At 66.2% G+C, this 18,785-nt stretch carries 18 protein-coding genes and 1 tRNA gene; 11 read left to right on the forward strand and 8 right to left on the reverse strand.

Features of this window, described 5'->3' with window-relative positions; translation table 11 throughout:
• The first annotated feature begins 79 nt into the window (after positions 1–79).
• A complete protein-coding gene (locus tag LXE91_RS11590) occupies positions 80–886 on the forward strand; it encodes a GNAT family N-acetyltransferase (RefSeq protein WP_034206968.1) in 807 nt (268 codons plus the stop codon).
• Between the two features lie 200 nt (positions 887–1,086).
• Here LXE91_RS11590 and LXE91_RS11595 read toward each other — a convergent pair whose 3' ends face one another.
• Positions 1,087–1,257, reverse strand: a complete 171-nt coding sequence (locus LXE91_RS11595) for a hypothetical protein (RefSeq protein WP_171026759.1) — start codon at positions 1,255–1,257, stop codon at positions 1,087–1,089.
• 136 nt (positions 1,258–1,393) lie between these two features.
• Here LXE91_RS11595 and LXE91_RS11600 point away from each other — a divergent pair, with 136 nt between their 5' ends.
• Entirely contained in the window at positions 1,394–1,570 is a 177-nt protein-coding gene (locus LXE91_RS11600; protein ID WP_095146129.1) for a hypothetical protein, read from the forward strand.
• Positions 1,571–1,589: 19 nt separating this feature from the next.
• On the opposite strand, the gene LXE91_RS11605 is transcribed toward LXE91_RS11600, so the two are convergent.
• From LXE91_RS11605 to LXE91_RS11625, 5 genes are all read right to left on the reverse strand, one after another.
• Positions 1,590–2,954: an MATE family efflux transporter gene (locus tag LXE91_RS11605; protein WP_039347634.1), complete on the reverse strand. Its 1,365-nt coding sequence runs from the start codon at positions 2,952–2,954 to the stop codon at positions 1,590–1,592.
• A 10-nt stretch (positions 2,955–2,964) separates the two neighbouring features.
• Positions 2,965–3,288: a DUF2288 domain-containing protein gene (locus LXE91_RS11610; protein WP_039347631.1), complete on the reverse strand. Its 324-nt coding sequence runs from the start codon at positions 3,286–3,288 to the stop codon at positions 2,965–2,967.
• Positions 3,289–3,363: 75 nt separating this feature from the next.
• Positions 3,364–4,983 carry an acyl-CoA synthetase gene (locus LXE91_RS11615; protein WP_039347629.1) on the reverse strand — a complete coding sequence of 540 codons (1,620 nt, stop codon included), beginning with the start codon at positions 4,981–4,983 and terminating at the stop codon, positions 3,364–3,366.
• Positions 4,984–5,350: 367 nt separating this feature from the next.
• Positions 5,351–6,052 (reverse strand): peptidoglycan DD-metalloendopeptidase family protein, encoded by a 702-nt coding sequence (locus LXE91_RS11620; RefSeq protein WP_039347625.1) that lies wholly within the window; start codon positions 6,050–6,052, stop codon positions 5,351–5,353.
• Between the two features lie 152 nt (positions 6,053–6,204).
• Positions 6,205–7,116: an aldose epimerase family protein gene (locus LXE91_RS11625; RefSeq protein WP_039347623.1), complete on the reverse strand. Its 912-nt coding sequence runs from the start codon at positions 7,114–7,116 to the stop codon at positions 6,205–6,207.
• 477 nt (positions 7,117–7,593) lie between these two features.
• Between LXE91_RS11625 and LXE91_RS11630 the strand changes: the two genes are divergently transcribed.
• The 9 genes from LXE91_RS11630 (at position 7,594) to LXE91_RS11670 (ending at position 17,401) form a co-directional block, all read left to right on the forward strand.
• A complete protein-coding gene (locus LXE91_RS11630; RefSeq protein ID WP_039347620.1) occupies positions 7,594–8,424 on the forward strand; it encodes an undecaprenyl-diphosphate phosphatase in 831 nt (276 codons plus the stop codon).
• Positions 8,425–8,592: 168 nt separating this feature from the next.
• A tRNA-Arg gene (locus tag LXE91_RS11635) sits at positions 8,593–8,669 on the forward strand.
• A gap of 827 nt (positions 8,670–9,496) precedes the next feature.
• Positions 9,497–10,147: a hypothetical protein gene (locus LXE91_RS11640; protein ID WP_135370767.1), complete on the forward strand. Its 651-nt coding sequence runs from the start codon at positions 9,497–9,499 to the stop codon at positions 10,145–10,147.
• Between the two features lie 87 nt (positions 10,148–10,234).
• Positions 10,235–10,483, forward strand: coding sequence for a hypothetical protein (locus LXE91_RS11645; protein ID WP_052760100.1), 249 nt, complete (start codon positions 10,235–10,237; stop codon positions 10,481–10,483).
• A 233-nt stretch (positions 10,484–10,716) separates the two neighbouring features.
• A complete protein-coding gene (locus LXE91_RS11650; RefSeq protein WP_039347615.1) occupies positions 10,717–11,178 on the forward strand; it encodes a (2Fe-2S)-binding protein in 462 nt (153 codons plus the stop codon).
• Positions 11,175–13,499, forward strand: coding sequence for a xanthine dehydrogenase family protein molybdopterin-binding subunit (locus LXE91_RS11655; protein WP_039347612.1), 2,325 nt, complete (start codon positions 11,175–11,177; stop codon positions 13,497–13,499). Before LXE91_RS11650 ends, LXE91_RS11655 begins: the two co-directional genes overlap by 4 nt.
• 68 nt (positions 13,500–13,567) lie before the next feature.
• Complete coding sequence (locus LXE91_RS11660) at positions 13,568–14,335, forward strand: class II aldolase/adducin family protein (protein WP_039347885.1); 768 nt, start codon at positions 13,568–13,570, stop codon at positions 14,333–14,335.
• A 107-nt stretch (positions 14,336–14,442) separates the two neighbouring features.
• A complete protein-coding gene (locus LXE91_RS11665; protein ID WP_039347608.1) occupies positions 14,443–16,272 on the forward strand; it encodes an acyl-CoA dehydrogenase in 1,830 nt (609 codons plus the stop codon).
• Between the two features lie 148 nt (positions 16,273–16,420).
• Positions 16,421–17,401 carry an NADPH:quinone oxidoreductase family protein gene (locus LXE91_RS11670; protein WP_039347605.1) on the forward strand — a complete coding sequence of 327 codons (981 nt, stop codon included), beginning with the start codon at positions 16,421–16,423 and terminating at the stop codon, positions 17,399–17,401.
• Positions 17,402–17,472: 71 nt separating this feature from the next.
• Here the strand turns inward: LXE91_RS11670 and LXE91_RS11675 are convergent, their stop codons facing one another.
• The gene (locus LXE91_RS11675; protein ID WP_039347882.1) at positions 17,473–18,117 is read right to left on the reverse strand and encodes an SGNH/GDSL hydrolase family protein; all 645 of its coding nucleotides are present in this window, start codon (positions 18,115–18,117) and stop codon (positions 17,473–17,475) included.
• Positions 18,118–18,147: 30 nt separating this feature from the next.
• Positions 18,148–18,684 carry a PadR family transcriptional regulator gene (locus LXE91_RS11680; RefSeq protein WP_172625589.1) on the reverse strand — a complete coding sequence of 179 codons (537 nt, stop codon included), beginning with the start codon at positions 18,682–18,684 and terminating at the stop codon, positions 18,148–18,150.
• Positions 18,685–18,785: the final 101 nt, after the last annotated feature.

Raw genomic sequence — 18,785 nt, forward strand, 5'->3', positions numbered from 1 at the left:
GGTCGTGCCACATAACGGTCACGGCCGATTACTACATTGGCGGGCATGTCGTCCTATTCCTTACGACCAGGAAAGCCTAATGCGAGAACTGCCGACGCCTACGCTCCCTTTTGCCTCGCTGCCCCTCGACACGTCGCGGCGCCACCTGCCGCGCGCCAGTGAAACCGTCACATCGGAGTATCGCCTGCGCGCCGCGTGGGCGCGTACCGAAGACGAATTGCGCGAAGCCCAGCGCCTGCGATACAGCGTGTTCGCCGAAGAGATGGGCGCGCAGGTCAGCGGCCCCTCCGGTCTCGACGTCGATCCGTTCGACGCGTACTGCGACCACCTGCTGGTTCGCGATCTCGACACCCTGAAGGTCGTCGGCACGTATCGCGTGCTGCCGCCGCACCAGGCGGCGCGTGTCGGCCGCCTGTATGCCGAAGGCGAATTCGATCTGTCGCGCCTCACGCACCTGCGCGGCAAGATGGTCGAGGTCGGCCGCTCGTGCGTGCACAGCGACTATCGCAGCGGCGCCGTCATCATGGCGCTGTGGGGCGGCCTTGGCGCGTACATGATGCAGAACGGCTACGAGACGATGCTCGGCTGCGCGAGCGTGTCGATGGCCGACGGCGGCCATTACGCGGCGAACCTGTACCAGTCGCTGTCGGCCGGCTCGCTGACGGCGCCGGAATATCGCGCGTTCCCGCACACGGCTCTGCCGGTCGACGAACTGCAGACGGGCACCGTCGTGGCGCCGCCGCCGCTGATCAAGGGTTACCTGCGCCTCGGCGCGAAGATCTGCGGTGCGCCGGCCTGGGATCCCGACTTCAACTGCGCGGATTTCCTGACGCTGTTCCGCCTGTCCGACATCAACGCGCGCTACGCCCGCCACTTCCTGGGCTGAGCCGTCTGAATCGCGTCGCGCCCGTCCGGGCGCGCGCAAGCGAGCGCCGTCGCGTGGCACGAGCCGCGCGACGGCGTTCGTCATCTGATCAACGTGTGTGAATCGGACCCCGTTAATTTCGGCGATACGCGATCACCGGCGTGCCGCGCGACGGCACGTTCGAGAACGGCCCGGGGAAGGGCCGGACGGCAGGGGCGCGCTTAGTGCTTGCGCCGCCAGTCGAGCAGGTGGTGTTCGGCCATCCAGTGGTGGATCATCCCTTCGCCTTCATGGTTGCGCTTGTATTCGCGCGACTCGAAGAACGACAGGGCGACGAGCACCATCAGACCGACGAACAGCCCGATCAGGCCGGCAATTTCTTCAGACGACATGGCAGCCTCCTTTCCACGGCACAGCGCCATGCGTACATAGTAGGACATGCGTGGCGCGACTCCGAAGCAGGATTTCCGCTAGACTCGGCGCGGTCCCGGCGCGCGATGGGCGCGCCGATTTCCGGAGCCATACCCGATGACCCGTTTCATGCTGGCCGTGCTGGCCGCATCTTTTCTCGCCGGCTGTACCAGCGATCCGCATCAGGCCCGTCGCGGCCATCCGCCGGAAGATCCGGCCGACTATCACGGCGTGCCGACCGACATGACGCCGCCGTCGATGCTCGACGCGCCGCCGCCGAAACCCGCGCAATAACGGCTGGGTCGGCCTGCCGTCAGGCGCGGGCCGCGGGCGCGTCGGCGCCGATGTGCCGCAACAGCGCCGGCAGGTAGCGCGCCAGCGTCGCGCCGCGTGCGGCCATGAACAGCAGCAGCGCGAACCAGAGGCCGTGATTGCCGAACGTGCCGACCGCGGCGAGCGTGGCCACGACGAAGATCGAGAACGACGCGACCATTGCGCGCATCAGCGATTGCGTCTGCGTGGCGCCGATGAAGACGCCGTCGAGCAGGAAGCCCCAGACCGACACGATCGGCGAAAGCGCGGCCCACGGCAGGTAGCGCAACGCCATTTCACGGATCTCGGCCTGGTCGGTCAGGCGCGCGACGATCCAGCCGCCGGCGGCCCAGTAAACGAGTGCGAACAGCAGCGCGCCGAGCGCCGACCAGAACAGCGTGACCCGCACGGCCTGCCGGAACGCGCTGCGGTCGCGCGCGCCAGCGGCCGCGCCGACGAGCGCTTCGGCCGCATGCGCGAAGCCGTCGAGGCCGTACGCCATGAACGTCTGGAAATTCAGCAGCAGCGCGTTTGCCGCGAGCGTCGCATCGCCCTGTTTTGCACCGAGGTGCGCGAACCAGCCGAATGCGCCGAGCAGGCACAGCGTACGCAGGAAGATGTCGCGATTGAGGACGATCAGCCGCTTGAGCGCGACGCGGTCGGCGAGTGCATGTACCGCGATCGGCGCAAGGCCGCGCGGCCGCAGCCGCCACAGCATCCATGCGCCGAGCGCGAAACCGCATGTGTCCGCGGTGGCCGTCGCGGCGCCGATGCCGGCGATGCCCCAGCCGAAGCCATACACGTAGAGCAGCACGGCGCCGATGTTCACCGCATTGATGAATACCTGCGCGACGAGCGCGAGCCGCACGCGCTGCATGCCGAGCAGGTAGCCGAGCACGACGTAGTTCGCGAGCGCGAACGGTGCGCTCCAGATTCGCGCATGGCTGTAGGCAAGCGCCGTGGTGCGGACGGCGTCGCTGCCGCCCAGCGCGGACAGCGCAAAGGACAGCAGCGGCACCTGCAGCACCAGCACCGCTGCGCCGAGTGCGAACGCGACGATCAACGCGCGCAGCAGGTTCAGGCGGATCCCGGCGGCGTCGCCCGCGCCGTGCGCCTGCGCGACGAGGCCGGTCGTCCCCATCCGCAGGAAACCGAATCCCCAGAACACGAAATTGAAGAACAGCCCGCCGAGCGCGACGCCGCCCAGGTACTGCGTGCCGTCGAGGTGGCCCGCGACGGCCGTGTCGACGGCACCGAGGATCGGCTGGGTCAGGTTTGCGAGGACGATCGGGAACGCGAGCGCGAGGACACGCCGGTGCGTGACGGCAGCCGTGCCGGCCCCGTGCGGTAACGCGGTTTCGGACATGGCGGACGCGTCAGGCGCGTTCCTGCACGCAGACCCAGGGCGAGACGACGACCGCCCACAGCTCCGGGTTGCGCGTCGCGTAATCGGCAGCGGTTTCGGCCGGCATGCGTGCGACGAGGCCCGCCGACAGCCAGCGCGTGACCTGCTCGGCATCGTCGTCGGCAACGGCTTCCGCGACGCTGACGAGATCGAGGTCGCGCGCCACGGACAGCAACTTGCCCTGCGCGAAGAAGCGTTCGAGATCGCACCAGTCGATCTTGGCGGTTTCGCCGAGGAGTTTGGCGTAGAGCGGGCTGTGTGACGCGCCCGCGTCGGAGTGGTGATCAGAGGACATCGTTTTCTAGGAAAGACTGCGTAGTGGCGCCACTATAAACCATCCGGCAAGGCCGGCGGCACGGGGGCCACCGGCCTACGCGTCGCGCAGCGCGCGGCGCACGATCTTGCCGGTCGCGGTCATCGGCAGGCTGTCGACGAACGCGATCGCGCGCGGATACTCGTGCGCGGCGACGCGCGTGCGCACATGTGCCTGCAGCGCCTGCACGAGCGCATCGTCGCCGGTGTGGCCGGGATTCAGCACGACGAACGCCTTGACGATCTCGGTGCGCGTCGCGTCGGGCACGCCGACGACGGCGGCCATCCGCACCGCCGGATGCGTGAGCAGGCAGTCCTCGATCGGGCCCGGGCCGATCCGGTAGCCGGCGCTCGTGATCACGTCGTCGTCGCGGCCGACGAAGCGCACGAAGCCGTCGGCGTCGATCGTGCCCGTGTCGCCGGTCAGCAGGTAGTCGCCGGCGAACTTGTCGCGCGTCGCGTCGGCGTTGCGCCAGTATTCGAGGAACATCACCGGGTCGGGGCGGCGCACTGCGATACGCCCTTCGACGCCGGGCGGCAGCGGCGTGCCGTCCGCGTCGACGATCGCGACCGCATGGCCGGGCACGGCCCTGCCGATGGCGCCGGGCTGCGCATCGAACAGCGCCGCGCACGACGACAGCACCATGTTGCACTCGGTTTGCCCGTAGAACTCGTTGATCGTCACGCCGAGCGCATCGCGCCCCCAGGCCGTCAGCTCGGTGCCGAGCGATTCCCCGCCGCTCGCGACGGACTTCAGCGACAGCGCGTAGCGTTCGCGCGGTGCCGGGACGGTGCGCATCAGCTTCAGCGCGGTGGGCGGCAGGAACGCATGGGTCACGCCGTGCCGTGCCATCAGCGCGAACGCCGCGTCGCCGTCGAATTTCTCGAAGCGGCGGGCGAGTACGGGCACGCCGTGATGCCATGACGGCAGCAGCACGTCGAGCAGGCCGCCGATCCATGCCCAGTCGGCGGGTGTCCAGAACAGGCGCGCGTCGCGCGGGAAGCACTGCTGCGACATCTCGACGCCCGGCAGGTGGCCCAGCAGCACGCGATGCGCGTGCAACGCGCCTTTCGGTTTGCCCGTCGTGCCGGACGTATAGATGATGACCGCCGGATCGTCGGCGGCCGTATCGGCCGGCACGAAGTCGGGTGTTTCGGCGGCGAGCGCCGCGTCGTAGCGCAGCACGCCCGGCTGATCGGGCGCATCGTCGCCGATGCAGTAGACGGTATGCAGTGCCGGCAACCGGGCGCGCAGCGGTGCGATTTTCGCGTAGCCAGCTGCGTCGGTGACGAGCGCAGCCGCCTCGCTGTTCGCGAGCCGGTATTCGAGCGCATCGACGCCGAACAACGTGAAGAGCGGCACCGCGATCGCGCCGAGTTTGTACGCGGCGAGATGCGCGACGGCCGTTTCGGGGCCCTGCGCGAGAAAGATGCCGATGCGGTCGCCGCGCCGAAGGCCGGCGCGCACGAAGCTGTTCGCGAGCCGGTTAGAAGCATTCCTCAGGTCGTCGAACGTGATCCGGAAAACGTCGCCTTGCGCCGTTTCGTGGATCAGCGCGAGGCGTCCGCTGCCGTCGGCCCATTTGTCGCAGACGTCCACGCCGATGTTGTAGCGCGCCGGGACGTCCCACGCGAAGCGGGAGAGCAGGTCGTCGTAACGGTCGGCGGCGGGTAGCATCGAGATGTCTCCTGGGGCGAACGTGGCGTCGCGCGAACGGCTTACATCAGGATTTCACGCAGACGAATCCACAATGATGTCCGAGGGTAGGGAATCTTCGTACTCGTCCAATAGCCACGGCTCGGTGCACGATTCCACAATGACGCATAAGATCACGAAAAAATCAGTGTGTGACCATGGATTTGCTTCTGATAGCTGCGGGGTTCAGCCTGATCGGAATCGGCGTACTGGTGGCGTTTGCCCGTCACGTCGATCCGTTGTCCGGCCGGTTCACCGGACGTCTGCGCAAGCGCTGACATCACCTTTCCCGGTTTTCACCGCGACGACACGCGATGCGTGCCGGCATCGCGTGTCGTCTGTCGGGTGCTCAGCGCGCCGGCAGGTAGCGTGACGGGTCGATCGATCGGCCGCCGTAGCGCAACTCGAAATGCAGCGCGACCCGATCGCTGTCGCTGTTGCCCATCTCGGCGATCGATTGCCCTTGCGTGACCGACTGGCCTTCCTTCACCAGCAGCGCGCGGTTGTGCGCGTAGGCGGTCAGGTAGTCGGCGTTGTGCTTGAGGATGATCAGGTTGCCGTAGCCGCGCAGCCCGTTACCCGCATAGACCACCACACCCGGCGCCGCCGCGACCACCGGCGTGCCCGGCGAGTTCGCGATGTCGATGCCCTTCGATTTCGAGCCGTCGAACGTGCGGACCACATTGCCGGCTGCCGGCCAGATCAGCGCGATGCTCGAGGCCGGCTTGACGGCCGACTCGACCGGTGCGGAAGGCGCGGGGCGGGCCCGGCCGGCACTGCCGGTGCCGGTGGTCGACGGCGTCGATGCGGTGGTCGTGCCGGGCGGCGGCGCGACGCGCAGCACCTGGCCGACTTCGATCGCATCGGGGTTCGTCATCTGGTTCCAGCGCACGATGTTCGATACCGACGTGCGGTTGTCGCGCGCGATCTTGTAGAGCGTATCGCCACGCTCGACGCGATAGAACCCGGGGCCGACAGGCGCGGAGCCGCACGCGACGAGCAGGGCGGCGCAGGCGGCTGCGAAGAGTCGCTTCGTTGTTGTTCCGAACATTGAACCTCGCAAAACCCTGCCGCTCGTGACGCGGCAGGCAACACAAAACGTCCGATTTTAACGGGTTCGACCCGCGTACCGCAGTTTGGGCCGTTATCGACGCTGCGGCGCGCTGCCTGACGGCGCCTCGGCCTGCGTATCGAGCCTGCGTATCAGCCGGCGAGCGGGAGGACGCGAATCCGCAGCGTGGCCGTTTCGGTCGCACCGGGCGCCAGCATGCGCAGCCCGAGGCCGTTGTGGATCGCATCCGGCAGACCGAGCCACGGCTCGACGCAATAGAAGTCCGAATCCGGCTTCTCGGTCCAGGTCGTCACCGCGTACCACGGGATCGAACCCGGCACGTCGAGCGCGATCTCGATCGTGCGGCGGCGGCCCGGCATCACGATGCGCACCGGCGTGGCCGGTACGCCGTCGAGGCAGTGGAAGCGGTCGACGATATCCGGGTTGTCGAGGCGATATCGGGCTTCGCCCGGTTCCGGCGTGCTGATCGAGCCGTCGGCCTGCTGCGCGCAACGATGCGTGGGCGGCAGCTCAAGCGTGGTTTCGGCGCGTTCGCCGTGCGGCAGCGCGAAATAGAAGTGGTGGCCGGCGTAGTAGGGCAGCGGCGTGTCGCCGCGATTGGTCGTCGTCAGCGCGACTTCGAGCGTGTGCGAGTCGGCCAGCCGGTAGGTCGCCTCGAACCGGAAGTCGAACGGGTAACTTGCGCGCAGCGCGTCGGTCGCGTCGAGCGTCATCGACAGCGCGGCGCCATCGGCCGACGGCCGCGCGGCGAACGGCAGGTCGCGCGCGAAGCCGTGCATCGGCAGGTCGCGCACCACGCCGGTGGCGTCGCGCCAGCGGCCGAGTTCGCCATCGACGCGATGACGGCCGAGGAACGGGAACAGCAGCGGGTTGCCGCCGCGCACGCGCGCGAGATTGCTCCAGTCGGCCGTGTCCGGCCAGAAGATTACCGGTTCACCGTCGACATCCCATGACAGCAGGCGGCCGCCGAATTGCGGAGCGACCCGTACGAGCGACGGGCCGGCATGAAGTTCGTGAATGTCGTGTTGCTGGAAGGTCGGCATGGCGAATCGGGTTGGGCGGGTGGACGGGAACGGCGCGCTCCATTATCGGGCCATGGAGGCTCGGGGAAAACCCTTCTCGGGAAATCGCGAGTTTTTAAGACTGTCGACGGTCGGGATAATGGCTCTAAACCGGTGATGTTGCCGGGTCATGACACTTCGTGGAGGGGGCCATGGATCTGGCAATGGCAATGGGTATCGCACTGTTCGGCATGTTCACCGGCAGCACGGTATTATTTTTCTATCAGCTCGGCCGCTGACGGCAATTCCTGCCGAAATCGAAAGGCCCGCCATGCAAATGGCGGGCCTTTTGCTTTCTGACTGCTTACAAGATGCAAGCGTTTGTGTGCATTGCCGCAATATCCAGCCAAATGCCTTGGCGCAGTAATCCGGGCTCGGCATAATCGGGGCGCGTTTTTCGGACGCGCATCGCGTCGTCCGCTTCTCTTTCCGCTCAAACTTCACTAAAAGGACCGACGCGTGAGTCTCTGGTTTCTGGTATTCCTGAGCGTCCTGCAGGGCGTCACCGAACTCTTCCCCGTCAGCAGCCTCGGCCATACGCTGCTCGTGCCGGCGCTGTTCGGCATGCACATCGACAAGCACGCACCGCAACTGCTGCCGTTTCTCGTCGCGCTGCACCTCGGCACCGCGCTGGCGCTGCTGTGGTATTTCCGCGCGCGCTGGATCGCGCTGATCAGCGGTTTCTTCGCGCAACTCGGCGGCCGCAAGAACGACGACGGGCACCTGATGTGGGCGCTCATCATCGGCACGATCCCGACCGGCATCGTGGGCCTGCTCCTCGAGAAGCGCATCGAACGCGTGTTCCACGACCTGCGGATCGTCGCGGTCGCGCTGATCGTGAACGGCGTGCTGCTGTGGCTCGGCGATCGCATCCAGCGCAGCCGCGCGCATCAGGCACCGGAGAAGATGACGTTCAAGCAGGCGTTCTTCGTGGGTCTCGCGCAGATCGGCGCGCTGATTCCGGGCTTCTCGCGCAGCGGGCTGACGATGATCGCCGGCAATGCTGCAGGGCTGACGGCGGAGAAGGCTGCGGAATTCTCGTTCCTGCTCGGTACGCCGATCATTTTCGCGGCGGGTGTGCTCGAACTGCCGAAGCTGTTCCATGCGCGCGACCAGCTCGCCGATGCGCTGCTCGGCGGCGTGCTGACGGCGATCGCCGCGTACCTGAGCGTGCGGTTCCTGATGCGCTACTTCGAAGGGCGTGGCCGGCTGGCTTCGTTCGGCGTGTATTGCGTGATCGCCGGTGTGTTCTGTCTCGGCTGGTTCATGCTGCATCCGCAGCCGGTTTGAGGTTGGGATGGCTCACTTCGCGTGATCTGACGCGATGATCGGGTATAATTTCGGGCTCGGCTTCATGCCGGGCCCGTTTTGTTTCGGGGCTTCGAGGTGCGTGGTTTTGTCGTTGCTCGATGCCCGGTGTCAAATGCGGCCCGCGCCAGCCGTGTCTTTTCTCCCCGACCGCCCTTAGCTCAGTTGGATAGAGCAACGGCCTTCTAAGCCGTAGGTCACACGTTCGAATCGTGTAGGGCGGGCCAGTCGAATCAAGCACTTACATTCGCTTTCTCGCTGCGTCAGCCATCAATCTGTCGTCCATGTAACCATGGCGTAACCAGGATTTGGTCAATCGGTGAAAATTCGCAACGCTGCCCGTTTGACGAGCCAGTTTCTCACCGGCGCCAAAGTAGAAGTCCACCGAGGATGAAGGCGCTTCACTAGAGTTGCCAGGAATGCGCCGTCACTTGGTCTTTGGCGTGTGTGACCATTGCGGCGTCTGCCACCGGCGTTGACTCTTCGAGTTCTTCCTTTACTGAGTCCGTGACCATCTCGACAGCGGCAAACGAGTTGTACTCGCACATGCAGCTTTTCCAAAATGGCAGCGTCGAATCGATGATGCGCACGCAGTGGGATGTTGGCGGCCTAGCTTGGGTTAGTGGCATGGAGAAGGCGCTTGTGGATGAGCATCATAGCGCTCTGAAGACCGCATTCCTTAAACTTGGCATCGATGACCCGGCAGTGCTTATGCGTTCATTCACCGTTATAGGGAGCGTATCTCTCGAGGGAGCGGGGGTGCCAGCGTGTCATCACACTCCCGAATGAATGCGTGCAGCTTTCGGTAACTCTGCTCAGCGCTCGTTGGTCGCTTTTCTGCTTCGGCTTCAAGCCAAATAGCCACTCGCTCGGTGTCGAGATCCGTTATCTTCAGCGGCACCAGCGTCGCCACCAGCGAGTACGCTGATGAACGCGATCAATGCTGCATTGCCGTCCGCCATCATTTCTCCCGGACTTGAATTGGAAGTTGCAGTGTGTTTCGCAATTGAGTCAGAATGTGAACAGATAATTCGAAACCACATTACGGGGAATCATGAAAGCGTTGATTTTGGTATGTTCGGCTGCGATTGTTCTGACCGCCTGCAGTGAATCGGACCAATCGCCTACGGTATCGCCAGTATCCAGCCCTAATGCGCCAGCGGTTTCGGCTGTTAGCGTGCAGCCGCAGTCAGCAGACGTTTGGGTCGACTTTGAACCAGAAACGTTCCGAAAGCAGTATGACGAGCTGGCAATGGCCGGCGGGGATGACACGATCCGGAGAATGAGCAAGACAAAGGATGGAATCGAAGTAACGCTTAATGATGAACGTTTTCAACGAGGGATAGCGGAACTGAAGAAGCTTGATTTGGCGAATGGGCATTTTGAGAGCCAGATTGGAATTCACCTTTACGTCAATAGTGCTAACAAGATTACAAGAATTGGCGTGGTAGGAGACCGGTCCGATCCCGTTAATCTTATGCACTTTGTCGGTGCCGTGGGCATGGTCAATAACATCCTGAATCCGGGCTCGGATAAAAAAGCGAATATGGACTTTCTCGCGTCTCTAGGCCTTTTGAGGGGCGATGCCGACGCATCCATAGGGCAGCCGGTTTCAGCATTCAACCACGGCGGAGCATTCGCATGTATTTCTATGCCTTCCGAACAAACGACCAGTGTTGCCTGCGTTGTAACGCCGCGCTCATAGTTGGTCGCGCACTCCGGGCCGGAATTCGATAGAGATTTCTGCACGGGACTGCAGAGCTGACGTGCGCTGGACAACTCAGCGATAGCGGTGGGCGAAGTGGCCGAGGCAAAGGTGCGTCAGCTCGGCAAGGACAAGGGCGGAAACATCGGATTGGATACGGGCAGGGCGATGGCCAGTCACGATGTTGCCAATCCGATCGCAGGGGGAGACACCGTGTATCTCATCGTGCCCGACGGTGCCGGCTCGTATCGCTACACCGATAGGGTTCGAGGGAAGCCAGGACAGCGCCGAGCCGCCATTTCTGGCAGTCCCGCCATGATCGCGTTGCCTGAGTGACGGTTTGCATGGGGCAGAATCCGGGCTGGTGCGGCCCGCTATCAATCCGGATCGCATGCCCGATAGCCATCCTTGGCCAGCTGCACCGACAACAATGCATTGACCGCCGGTCCTGCCGGCGGAGCAGTCCACAAGACGGCATCGGGCCGGCGCAGCAGTGCGCACCCGCCGCCGTTCGAATCCCCACCCGGCACCCGTGGTGCGATGCGGGCGCCTCGACCAGGAGGTGAACGATGATCACGCTGACCGTCAACGGTAGCGAGCAGCACTTCGACGGCAATCCCGACATGCCGTTGCTCTGGTATCTGCGCGACGTCCTCGGCCATACCGGCACCAAGTTCGGCTGCGGCATGGCGCTGTGCGGCGCATGCACCGTGCACGTCGACGGCGTTGCGATCCGGTCGTGCATCACCCCGGTCGCGGCCGCTTCCGGCAAGCGCGTGACGACGATCGAGGGACTGTCGACGAACCTCGATCATCCGCTGCAGCAGGCCTGGCAGGAACTGAACGTCGCGCAGTGCGGCTACTGCCAGTCCGGGCAGATCATGCAGGCCGCATCGCTGCTGAAGACGAATCCCCATCCGACCGACGCCGACATCGACGATGCGATGTCGGGCAACATCTGCCGCTGCGGCACCTACACGCGCATTCGTGCGGCGATCCGCCTGGCTGTACGCCGCGGAGGTGCCGCATGAGCGCGCCCGAACTCTCCGTCCATAACGAAAGCCGTCGCGCGCTGCTGCTCGGCTTCGCCTCCGGCGGGCTGCTGCTCGCGTTCGGCGTGCCGTCGCTGGTTCACGCGGCCGTGCCGGTGCAGCCGCCCGTCAGCGCGAATCCTCAATTCGGCGGCGCCGGGATGCCGCACGGGTTGCGCGACGATCCGCACCTGTTCGTCGCGATCGCGCCGGACGGCACGGTCACCGTGACCTGCATCCGGTCCGAGATGGGGCAGGGGGTGCGCACGAGCGTCGCGCTCGTGGTGGCGGACGAACTGGGCGCCGACTGGGCGCGCGTGAAGGTCGCGCAGGCCGTGGGCGACGAGCCGCGCTACGGCAACCAGAACACCGACGGATCGCGCAGCCTGCGCCAGAGCTTCGCCGCGCTGCGCCGCGCGGGTGCGGCCGCGCGCACGATGCTCGAACAGGCGGCTGCCGCGGCGTGGGGCGTCGATGCGCGTCAGGTCAAGGCGACGGTGCACGAGGTCGTCGACACGAAGAGCGGGCGCAAGCTCGGCTTCGGCGAACTGGCCGCGAAGGCAGCCGCGTTGCCGACGCCGGATCCGGCCACGGTGGCGCTGAAGGCGCCGGCGGAATTCCGCTATATCGGCAAGGGCGAAACGGCGCTGATCGACGGGCGCGACATCGTCGGCGGCAGTGCGCACTACGGGATCGACACGCGGCTCGACGGGATGCTGTATGCGGTCGTCGCGCGACCGCCTGCCTACGGTGACACGGTCGCATCGTTCGATGCATCGGCGGCGGAGAAGCTGCCGGGTGTCGTCAAGGTCGTGCAGCTTGCGCCGACACCGCTGCCGTCCGGTTTCCAGCCGCTCGGCGGCGTGGCCGTCGTCGCGCGCGATACGTGGACGGCGATCCAGGCACGCGCGCAACTGAAGGTCGACTGGAAGCGCGGGCCCAACGCGAACTACGATTCCGCCGCGTATCGCGAGACGCTCGAAGCGGCTGTCGCGCAACCGGGCGACGTGATCCGCAACGACGGCGATGCAGCGGCAGCGCTGGCCGGTGCCGCGAAGCGTGTGCGCGCGACGTACTACATCCCGCATCTCGCGCACGCGACGATGGAGCCGCCCGCGGCCGTTGCACGCGTGGCCGACGGCCGCTGCGAAGTGTGGACCTGCACGCAGGCGCCGCAGACCACGCGCGACGAGGTCGCGAAGGCGCTCGGGTTGCCGACGGAACGCGTGACGGTCAACGTGACGCTGCTCGGCGGCGGTTTTGGCAGGAAGTCGAAGCCCGACTACGTGGTGGAGGCGGCGCTGCTGTCGAAGGCAGCGGGCGCGCCCGTCAAGCTGACGTTCACGCGCGAGGATGACATCGCGCATGACTATTTCCACGCAGTGTCGCTCGAGGCGTTCGACGGCGGGATCGATGCATCGGGGAAGGTGGTCGCGTGGCAGCATCGCACGGTCGCGCCGTCGATCCAGTCGACGTTCAGGGCCGGTATCGTGCATGAGCAGCCGGGCGAGCTCGCGCAGGGCATCGCGGACCTGCCGTTCGCGATTCCGAACGTGCGGATCGAGAATCCGGCCGCGCAAGCGCACACGCGGATCGGCTGGTTCCGCTCGGTCTACAACATCCCGCATGCGTTCGGCATCCAGAGCTTCGTGTCGGAGCTGGCACACGCGGCCGGTCGCGACCCGAAGGATTTCCTGCTCGAACTGATCGGGCCCGCGCGGCGTTTCGAGCCGCACATCACGGTGAAGAACGCGAATTACGGCGAGGATCCGGCGCTGTATCCGATCGATACCGGCCGGCTGCGGCGTGTGGTCGAGACGGTCGCGCGCGGAGCAGGCTGGGGGCGCAAGCTGCCGAAGGGCCACGGGCTCGGAATTGCCGCGCATCGCAGCTTCGTGTCGTACACGGCGGCGGTGTGCGAGGTGCAGGTCGATGCCGACGGCAAGATCACGGTGCCGCGTGTCGACATCGCGATCGACTGCGGGCCGCAGGTCAATCCGGAGCGTGTACGCTCGCAGCTCGAGGGCGCGGTGGTGATGGGGCTCGGCATCGCGCTGCACGGCGAGATCACGTTCAAGGACGGCCATCCGGAGCAGAGCAACTTCAACGGCTTCCAGGTGCTGCGGATGAACGAGGCGCCGCGCGAAATCCGCGTGCATCTCGTCGCGCCGGACGATTTTGCGACGCCGCTCGGCGGTGTGGGCGAGCCGGGCCTGCCGCCCGTTGCGCCGGCGCTGACCAATGCGATCTTCGCGGCGACCGGCACGCGCATCCGCAGCCTGCCGGTTGCCGATCAGCTCGCGAAGCCCCGGGCAGGGTGACACAATCTCCGGGCCGGGCCGCTTCGTGCGGCCCGATACGCAACCATCCTTGAACAAGGAGTGTGGACGTGGCCTCATCCGATGTCAGTGTGAAGCAGGCGGTTTCCCCCACCGAATGGGACGCGCGAGTCAATCTGGCGGCGGCTTACCGCCTCACCGCGCTGTTCGGCTGGGACGATCTCGTGTTCACCCATATTTCCGCGCGCGTGCCCGGCCCGGAGCATCACTTCCTGATCAACCCGTACGGCATGATGTTCGACGAGATCACGGCGTCGTCGCTGGTGAAGGTCGATCTCGACGGACGCAAGGTGTCCGAATCACCTTACGAGATCAACCCTGCCGGCTTCACCATCCACAGCGCGGTGCACGCGGCTCGCGACGACGCACTGTGCGTGATGCATACGCATTCGATCAATGGCGTCGCCGTGTCGGCGCAGGAAGGCGGCTTGCTGCCGCTGTCGCAGCAGTCGCTCGGCGTGCTGGCGTCGCTCGGCTATCACGACTACGAGGGCATTGCGCTCAACGAGGCCGAGAGGGCGCGCCTCGTGCACGACCTCGGCGCCCACACGAACCTGATGCTGCGCAATCACGGCCTGTTGACCGTCGGTGCGACGCCGGCAGACGCGTTCGTCGCGATGTATTTCTTCGAAGCGGCCTGCATGATCCAGGTCCGTGCGCAGGCAGGCGGCTCGGCGCTGCTGCCGATCGCGCAACCGATTCTCGACGGCATCAAGCAGCAGATCGCCGCGGTGACGCGCGGGATGGGCGCCGGGGCGCTCGTCTGGCCCGGCTTGCTGCGCCGGCTCGATCGGCGCAATCCCGGTTACGCGGACTAGCGGATCCGTCGTTGTCGTTTTAGAACGATCGTGCTAAATTCCTGCCAGCACTTTCAGTCAGGCAACCCTTCATTCGGCTGACGAAGCCGGCCCCGGGAGGCAGCACGATGAGTTTGTTGATGTCGCGACGCGATCTCGCGTTCCTGCTGTATGACTGGCTCGACGCGGAAGCGCTCGTCGCGCTGCCGCGTTACGCCGAGCACGGTCGCGAGACGTTCGATGCGGTGCTCGACACCAGCGAGCGGATTGCCGAAGACCTGTTCGCGCCGCATGCGGCGCGTGGCGATCGCGAGGAACCGCAGTTCGACGGCGAGCGCGTGACGCTGATCCCGGACGTCGCACCGGCCGTGCGCGCCTTTGCGGACGCCGGGCTGATCGCCGCGGGCCATGACGAAGCGCTCGGCGGCATGCGCTTGCCGAAGCTGGTCGAAGCCGCATCGTTCCTGTTCTTCCAGGCCGCGAACATCGCAACGTCCGCCTATCCGTTCCTGACCGCCGCCAACGCGAACCTGCTCGTCGCGCACGGCAGCGCCGCGCAGATCGACGCGTTCGCGCGCCCGGAGCTCGAAGGGCGCTACTTCGGCACCATGTGCCTGTCCGAGCCGCAAGCCGGGTCGTCGCTGTCCGACATCGCGACGCGTGCGGATTTCGAAGGCGACTCGCCGCTCGGCCCGCGCTACCGGCTGACCGGCAACAAGATGTGGATCTCGGGCGGTGAACACGAGCTCACGGAGAACATCGTCCACCTCGTGCTCGCGAAGATTCCGGACGAACATGGCCGGCTGCTGCCCGGCACGCGCGGCATCTCGCTGTTCGTCGTGCCCAAGTACCTGCCGGGCGCCGACGGCGCGGCCCTGGGCGAGCACAACGATGTGGTGCTGGCCGGGCTGAACCACAAGATGGGCTACCGCGGCACCACCAACTGCCTGCTGAACTTCGGCGAAGGCACGCGCTACCGCCCGGAAGGGCGCGCAGGCGCGATCGGCTATCTGGTCGGCCAGCCGAACCATGGCCTCGCATACATGTTCCACATGATGAACGAAGCGCGCATCGGGGTCGGCGCGGGCGCGGTGGCGCTCGGCTACACGGGTTATCTGCACGCGCTCGACTATGCGCGCAACCGGCCGCAAGGGCGCCCGCTCGGGCCGGCGGGCAAGGATGCCGCCGCGCCGCAGGCGTCGATCGTCGAACATCCGGACGTGCGGCGCATGTTGCTCGCGCAGAAGGCCTATGTCGAAGGCGGTCTCGCGCTGATCCTGTATTGCTCGAAGCTGGTCGATGAAGCACGCGCGCACGACGATGCGGACGTACGCGCCCAAGCGACGCGCCTGCTCGACATCCTGACGCCGATCGCGAAAAGCTGGCCGTCGCAGTGGTGTCTCGCTGCGAACGACCTCGCGATCCAGGTGCACGGCGGCTATGGCTACACGCGCGATTACGCGGTGGAGCGGCTCTATCGCGACAATCGTCTCAACCCGATCCACGAAGGCACGCATGGAATCCAGGCGCTCGACCTGCTGGGCCGCAAGGTCGCACAGGACGATGGCGCGTTGCTGCACGCACTCGATGCGCGGATCGGCGCGACGGTCGAACGTGCGCGAACGCTCGATGCCGGCCTGCGCGAACAGGCCGACGCGCTGGCAAAGCGCTGGGCGCGGCTCGTCGAGGTCACGCGGCAACTCGGCGCAATCGGCGATCCGCAGGCGCGGCTCGCGAACGCGAGCGTCTATCTGGAAGCGTTCGGCCATCTCGTCGTTGCGTGGCTGTGGCTCGACGTGACGCTTGCCGCGCACGGGCACGCCGACGATTTCGACGACGGCAAGCGTGCGGCGGCCCGCTATTTCTTCAACTGGGAATTGCCGAAAGTGGATGCGCAACTCGATCTGCTCGCGAGCGTCGACACGACGACGCTCGACATGCGCGACGCGTGGTTCTGATCGTCGCTTCACCGATATTCCGGAATGCAGACGATGTCGCGGATGCCGGATCCGTCGGCTGTTGTGTATTCGCCGTGAACCGGCCGTGCGGGCGTGCCCCGCGGGATGACTCGATGCGCGGCGACGCCGCACAAGGAGAGAGACGAACATGAAAGCCCTGTTGTGTACCGCATTCGGCCCGATCGACAGCTTGCGCATCGAGGACGTGGCGATCCCCGAACCGGGCGCGGGCCAGGTCCGGGTTCAGGTGAAGGCCGCATCGCTCAATTTCCCCGACGCGCTGATCGTCCAGGGCTTGTACCAGGTGAAACCGTCGTTGCCGTTTTCGCCGGGCGCGGAATTTGCCGGCGTGATCGACGCGGTGGGCGAGGGCGTGACCGCGTGGCGGCCGGGTGATTCGGTGGTTGCGTTCACCGGGCACGGCGGGTTCGCGCAGCAGTGCGTGGCCGATGTGCACCAGATTGCCGCGCTGCCGCCGGGCATGACGTTCGAGCAGGGCGCGGCGCTCGTGCTTGCGTACGGCACGTCGCTGCACGCGTTGCAGCAGCGCGCGCGGCTGCAAGAAGGCGAGACGTTGCTCGTACTGGGCGCGGCGGGCGGCGTTGGCCTCGCCGCGATCGAGATCGCGAAGGCGCTCGGCGCGCGCGTGATCGCGGCGGCGTCGAGTGCGGACAAGCTGGCGCTGTGCCGCGATGCGGGCGCCGACGAGACGATCGACTATGCGACCGAAGACCTGCGCCGCCGCGTGGACGAGTTGACCGGCGGGCGCGGTGCGGACGTCGTCTACGATCCGGTCGGGGGCGCCTACAGCGAAGCGGCGTTGCGCGCGACCGCGTGGCGCGGCCGGTTCCTCGTGGTCGGCTTCGCGGCCGGCGAGATCCCGAAGCTCGCGCTGAACCTGGCGCTGCTCAAGGAGCGCGACATTCTGGGCGTGTTCTGGGGCGACGCGGTGCGCCGCGATCCGAAGCAGCATGTCGCGAACATGCGCGTGCTTGCCGAATGGTTCGCGGCCGGCAAGATACGACCCGCAATCACCGAGCGTGTGTCGCTGGCCGACGCGGCCGATGCGATCGCGAGGATGGCCAACCGGCAGGTGAAGGGCAAGGTGGTGATCCTGCCGGACGCGTGACCGGTTTCCCCGCGCGTGGCGTGTCGCGTTTGGGCACGCGCCGCGCGGTTGCGGTTCAGCGCTCGTGCGGGTTAGGCGATTTGCTGCAGAAGGGCCGCAACGCGCTGCCCGAGCGCCCGATGCTGATCGGCCGCGAAGTGAACGCCGTCCACCGGGCTCACCTCGATGATCGCGCCGGCATCGAGAAAGTGCGCACCGGCATCGCTTGCCACCTGTTCGTACCGCTTCGCGAGCTGCCGCGACTTCGCTGCGCCGCCCGCGAAGATCTCGCCGAGGAAGCCGACTTCGACGATCGGCGCAGGCGCCATCAGCACGAGCTTCGGTGACGTACCGGACGGACCGGCGCCGCACGCAGCGATCTCGGCAAGCAGCACGCCGGCCGACGTCGCGATGTCGGCGGGAGTGACCGAGAAGCGTGTCTTCAGATCGTTGGTCCCGAGCATCAGCACGACGACATTGATGGGCAAGTGACTTTCGAGGCACGCGCGCAGATACGACAAGCCGTTCTTGTGCCGGCCTTCGATCGGATCGTCATGCACGGTCGTGCGCGCGGGCAACCCTTCTTCGATGACCCGCCAGCTCGCGCCGAGCGTATGCGCCAGTACGCCGGTCCAGCGTTCTTCGCGTGTGAACCGTTCCAGTACGCCGGCGCGCGTCATCGGGCGTGTGCCGTGCGTGTTCGAATCGCCGTAGCAGAGCACGGTTTTCTGCGTCATCGTCATGTCCTCCGTCAGTCATTCAGTCGTTCAGTCTTTCGGCAAGCGCAGCACGTCGAGCGCATGCTGTGAGAACTCGACCCAGAACCGCTCGTTCGCGATGCCGGCCTGCAGGACCAGATGCTGCAGGCGCTTCGTGCGCGAATCCCCGTCTTCCGAAAAATCGCGTGCCTCGATCTGCAGATACAGGTCGAGCTTCTCCTGGTGCAACGCGATGCGCCGCCTGATTTCGTCCTCGAGGCCGGCCGGGCCGAGCACCGCTTCCGCACGCAGGCGCACCATCAACGCCTCGCGCAGCGGCGTCGGGTCTTCCTGTTCGGCGATCCAGCGCCGCAACTCCTTCTTGCCGGCCGGCAGGATCCGGTACGCGCGCTTGCGGCCGCGCCCCGATTCGGCCGGCAGCGATTCGACCCAGCCCGTTTCCTCGAGACGCCCCAGCTCGCGGTAGATCTGCTGGTGCGTCGCCTGCCAGAAATAGCCGATCGAGCGATCGAAGCGGTCGGCGAGTTCGGAGCCTGAACCCGGGCGTTCGGCGAGAGCGGTGAGGAGTGCGTGGGGCAGGGACATGTCGGATCGGAGGAGGCCGCGGAATGAACCGCATCTTGCCATATCGGGGCCGCAGTACAAGATGAGGGACGCGTTTGTGCAACGGGTTGCATAAACGAAAG

The sequence above is a fragment of the Burkholderia contaminans genome (genome assembly GCF_029633825.1).
Classification (GTDB): domain Bacteria; phylum Pseudomonadota; class Gammaproteobacteria; order Burkholderiales; family Burkholderiaceae; genus Burkholderia; species Burkholderia contaminans.

What these genes read in the sequence shown, in the direction of transcription:
- LXE91_RS11610 (WP_039347631.1), bottom strand. Translation starts at nt 3,288, where the DNA reads ATGTCCTCTGATCACCACTCCGACGCGGGCGCGTCACACAGCCCGCTC.
- LXE91_RS11625 (WP_039347623.1), bottom strand. Translation starts at nt 7,116, where the DNA reads ATGCCGACCTTCCAGCAACACGACATTCACGAACTTCATGCCGGCCCG.
- LXE91_RS11670 (WP_039347605.1), top strand. Translation starts at nt 16,421, where the DNA reads ATGAAAGCCCTGTTGTGTACCGCATTCGGCCCGATCGACAGCTTGCGC.
- LXE91_RS11595 (WP_171026759.1), bottom strand. Translation starts at nt 1,257, where the DNA reads ATGTCGTCTGAAGAAATTGCCGGCCTGATCGGGCTGTTCGTCGGTCTG.
- LXE91_RS11605 (WP_039347634.1), bottom strand. Translation starts at nt 2,954, where the DNA reads ATGTCCGAAACCGCGTTACCGCACGGGGCCGGCACGGCTGCCGTCACG.
- LXE91_RS11655 (WP_039347612.1), top strand. Translation starts at nt 11,175, where the DNA reads ATGAGCGCGCCCGAACTCTCCGTCCATAACGAAAGCCGTCGCGCGCTG.
- LXE91_RS11675 (WP_039347882.1), bottom strand. Translation starts at nt 18,117, where the DNA reads ATGACGCAGAAAACCGTGCTCTGCTACGGCGATTCGAACACGCACGGC.
- LXE91_RS11665 (WP_039347608.1), top strand. Translation starts at nt 14,443, where the DNA reads ATGAGTTTGTTGATGTCGCGACGCGATCTCGCGTTCCTGCTGTATGAC.
- LXE91_RS11640 (WP_135370767.1), top strand. Translation starts at nt 9,497, where the DNA reads ATGAAAGCGTTGATTTTGGTATGTTCGGCTGCGATTGTTCTGACCGCC.
- LXE91_RS11615 (WP_039347629.1), bottom strand. Translation starts at nt 4,983, where the DNA reads ATGCTACCCGCCGCCGACCGTTACGACGACCTGCTCTCCCGCTTCGCG.
- LXE91_RS11680 (WP_172625589.1), bottom strand. Translation starts at nt 18,684, where the DNA reads ATGTCCCTGCCCCACGCACTCCTCACCGCTCTCGCCGAACGCCCGGGT.
- LXE91_RS11590 (WP_034206968.1), top strand. Translation starts at nt 80, where the DNA reads ATGCGAGAACTGCCGACGCCTACGCTCCCTTTTGCCTCGCTGCCCCTC.
- LXE91_RS11600 (WP_095146129.1), top strand. Translation starts at nt 1,394, where the DNA reads ATGACCCGTTTCATGCTGGCCGTGCTGGCCGCATCTTTTCTCGCCGGC.
- LXE91_RS11650 (WP_039347615.1), top strand. Translation starts at nt 10,717, where the DNA reads ATGATCACGCTGACCGTCAACGGTAGCGAGCAGCACTTCGACGGCAAT.
- LXE91_RS11620 (WP_039347625.1), bottom strand. Translation starts at nt 6,052, where the DNA reads ATGTTCGGAACAACAACGAAGCGACTCTTCGCAGCCGCCTGCGCCGCC.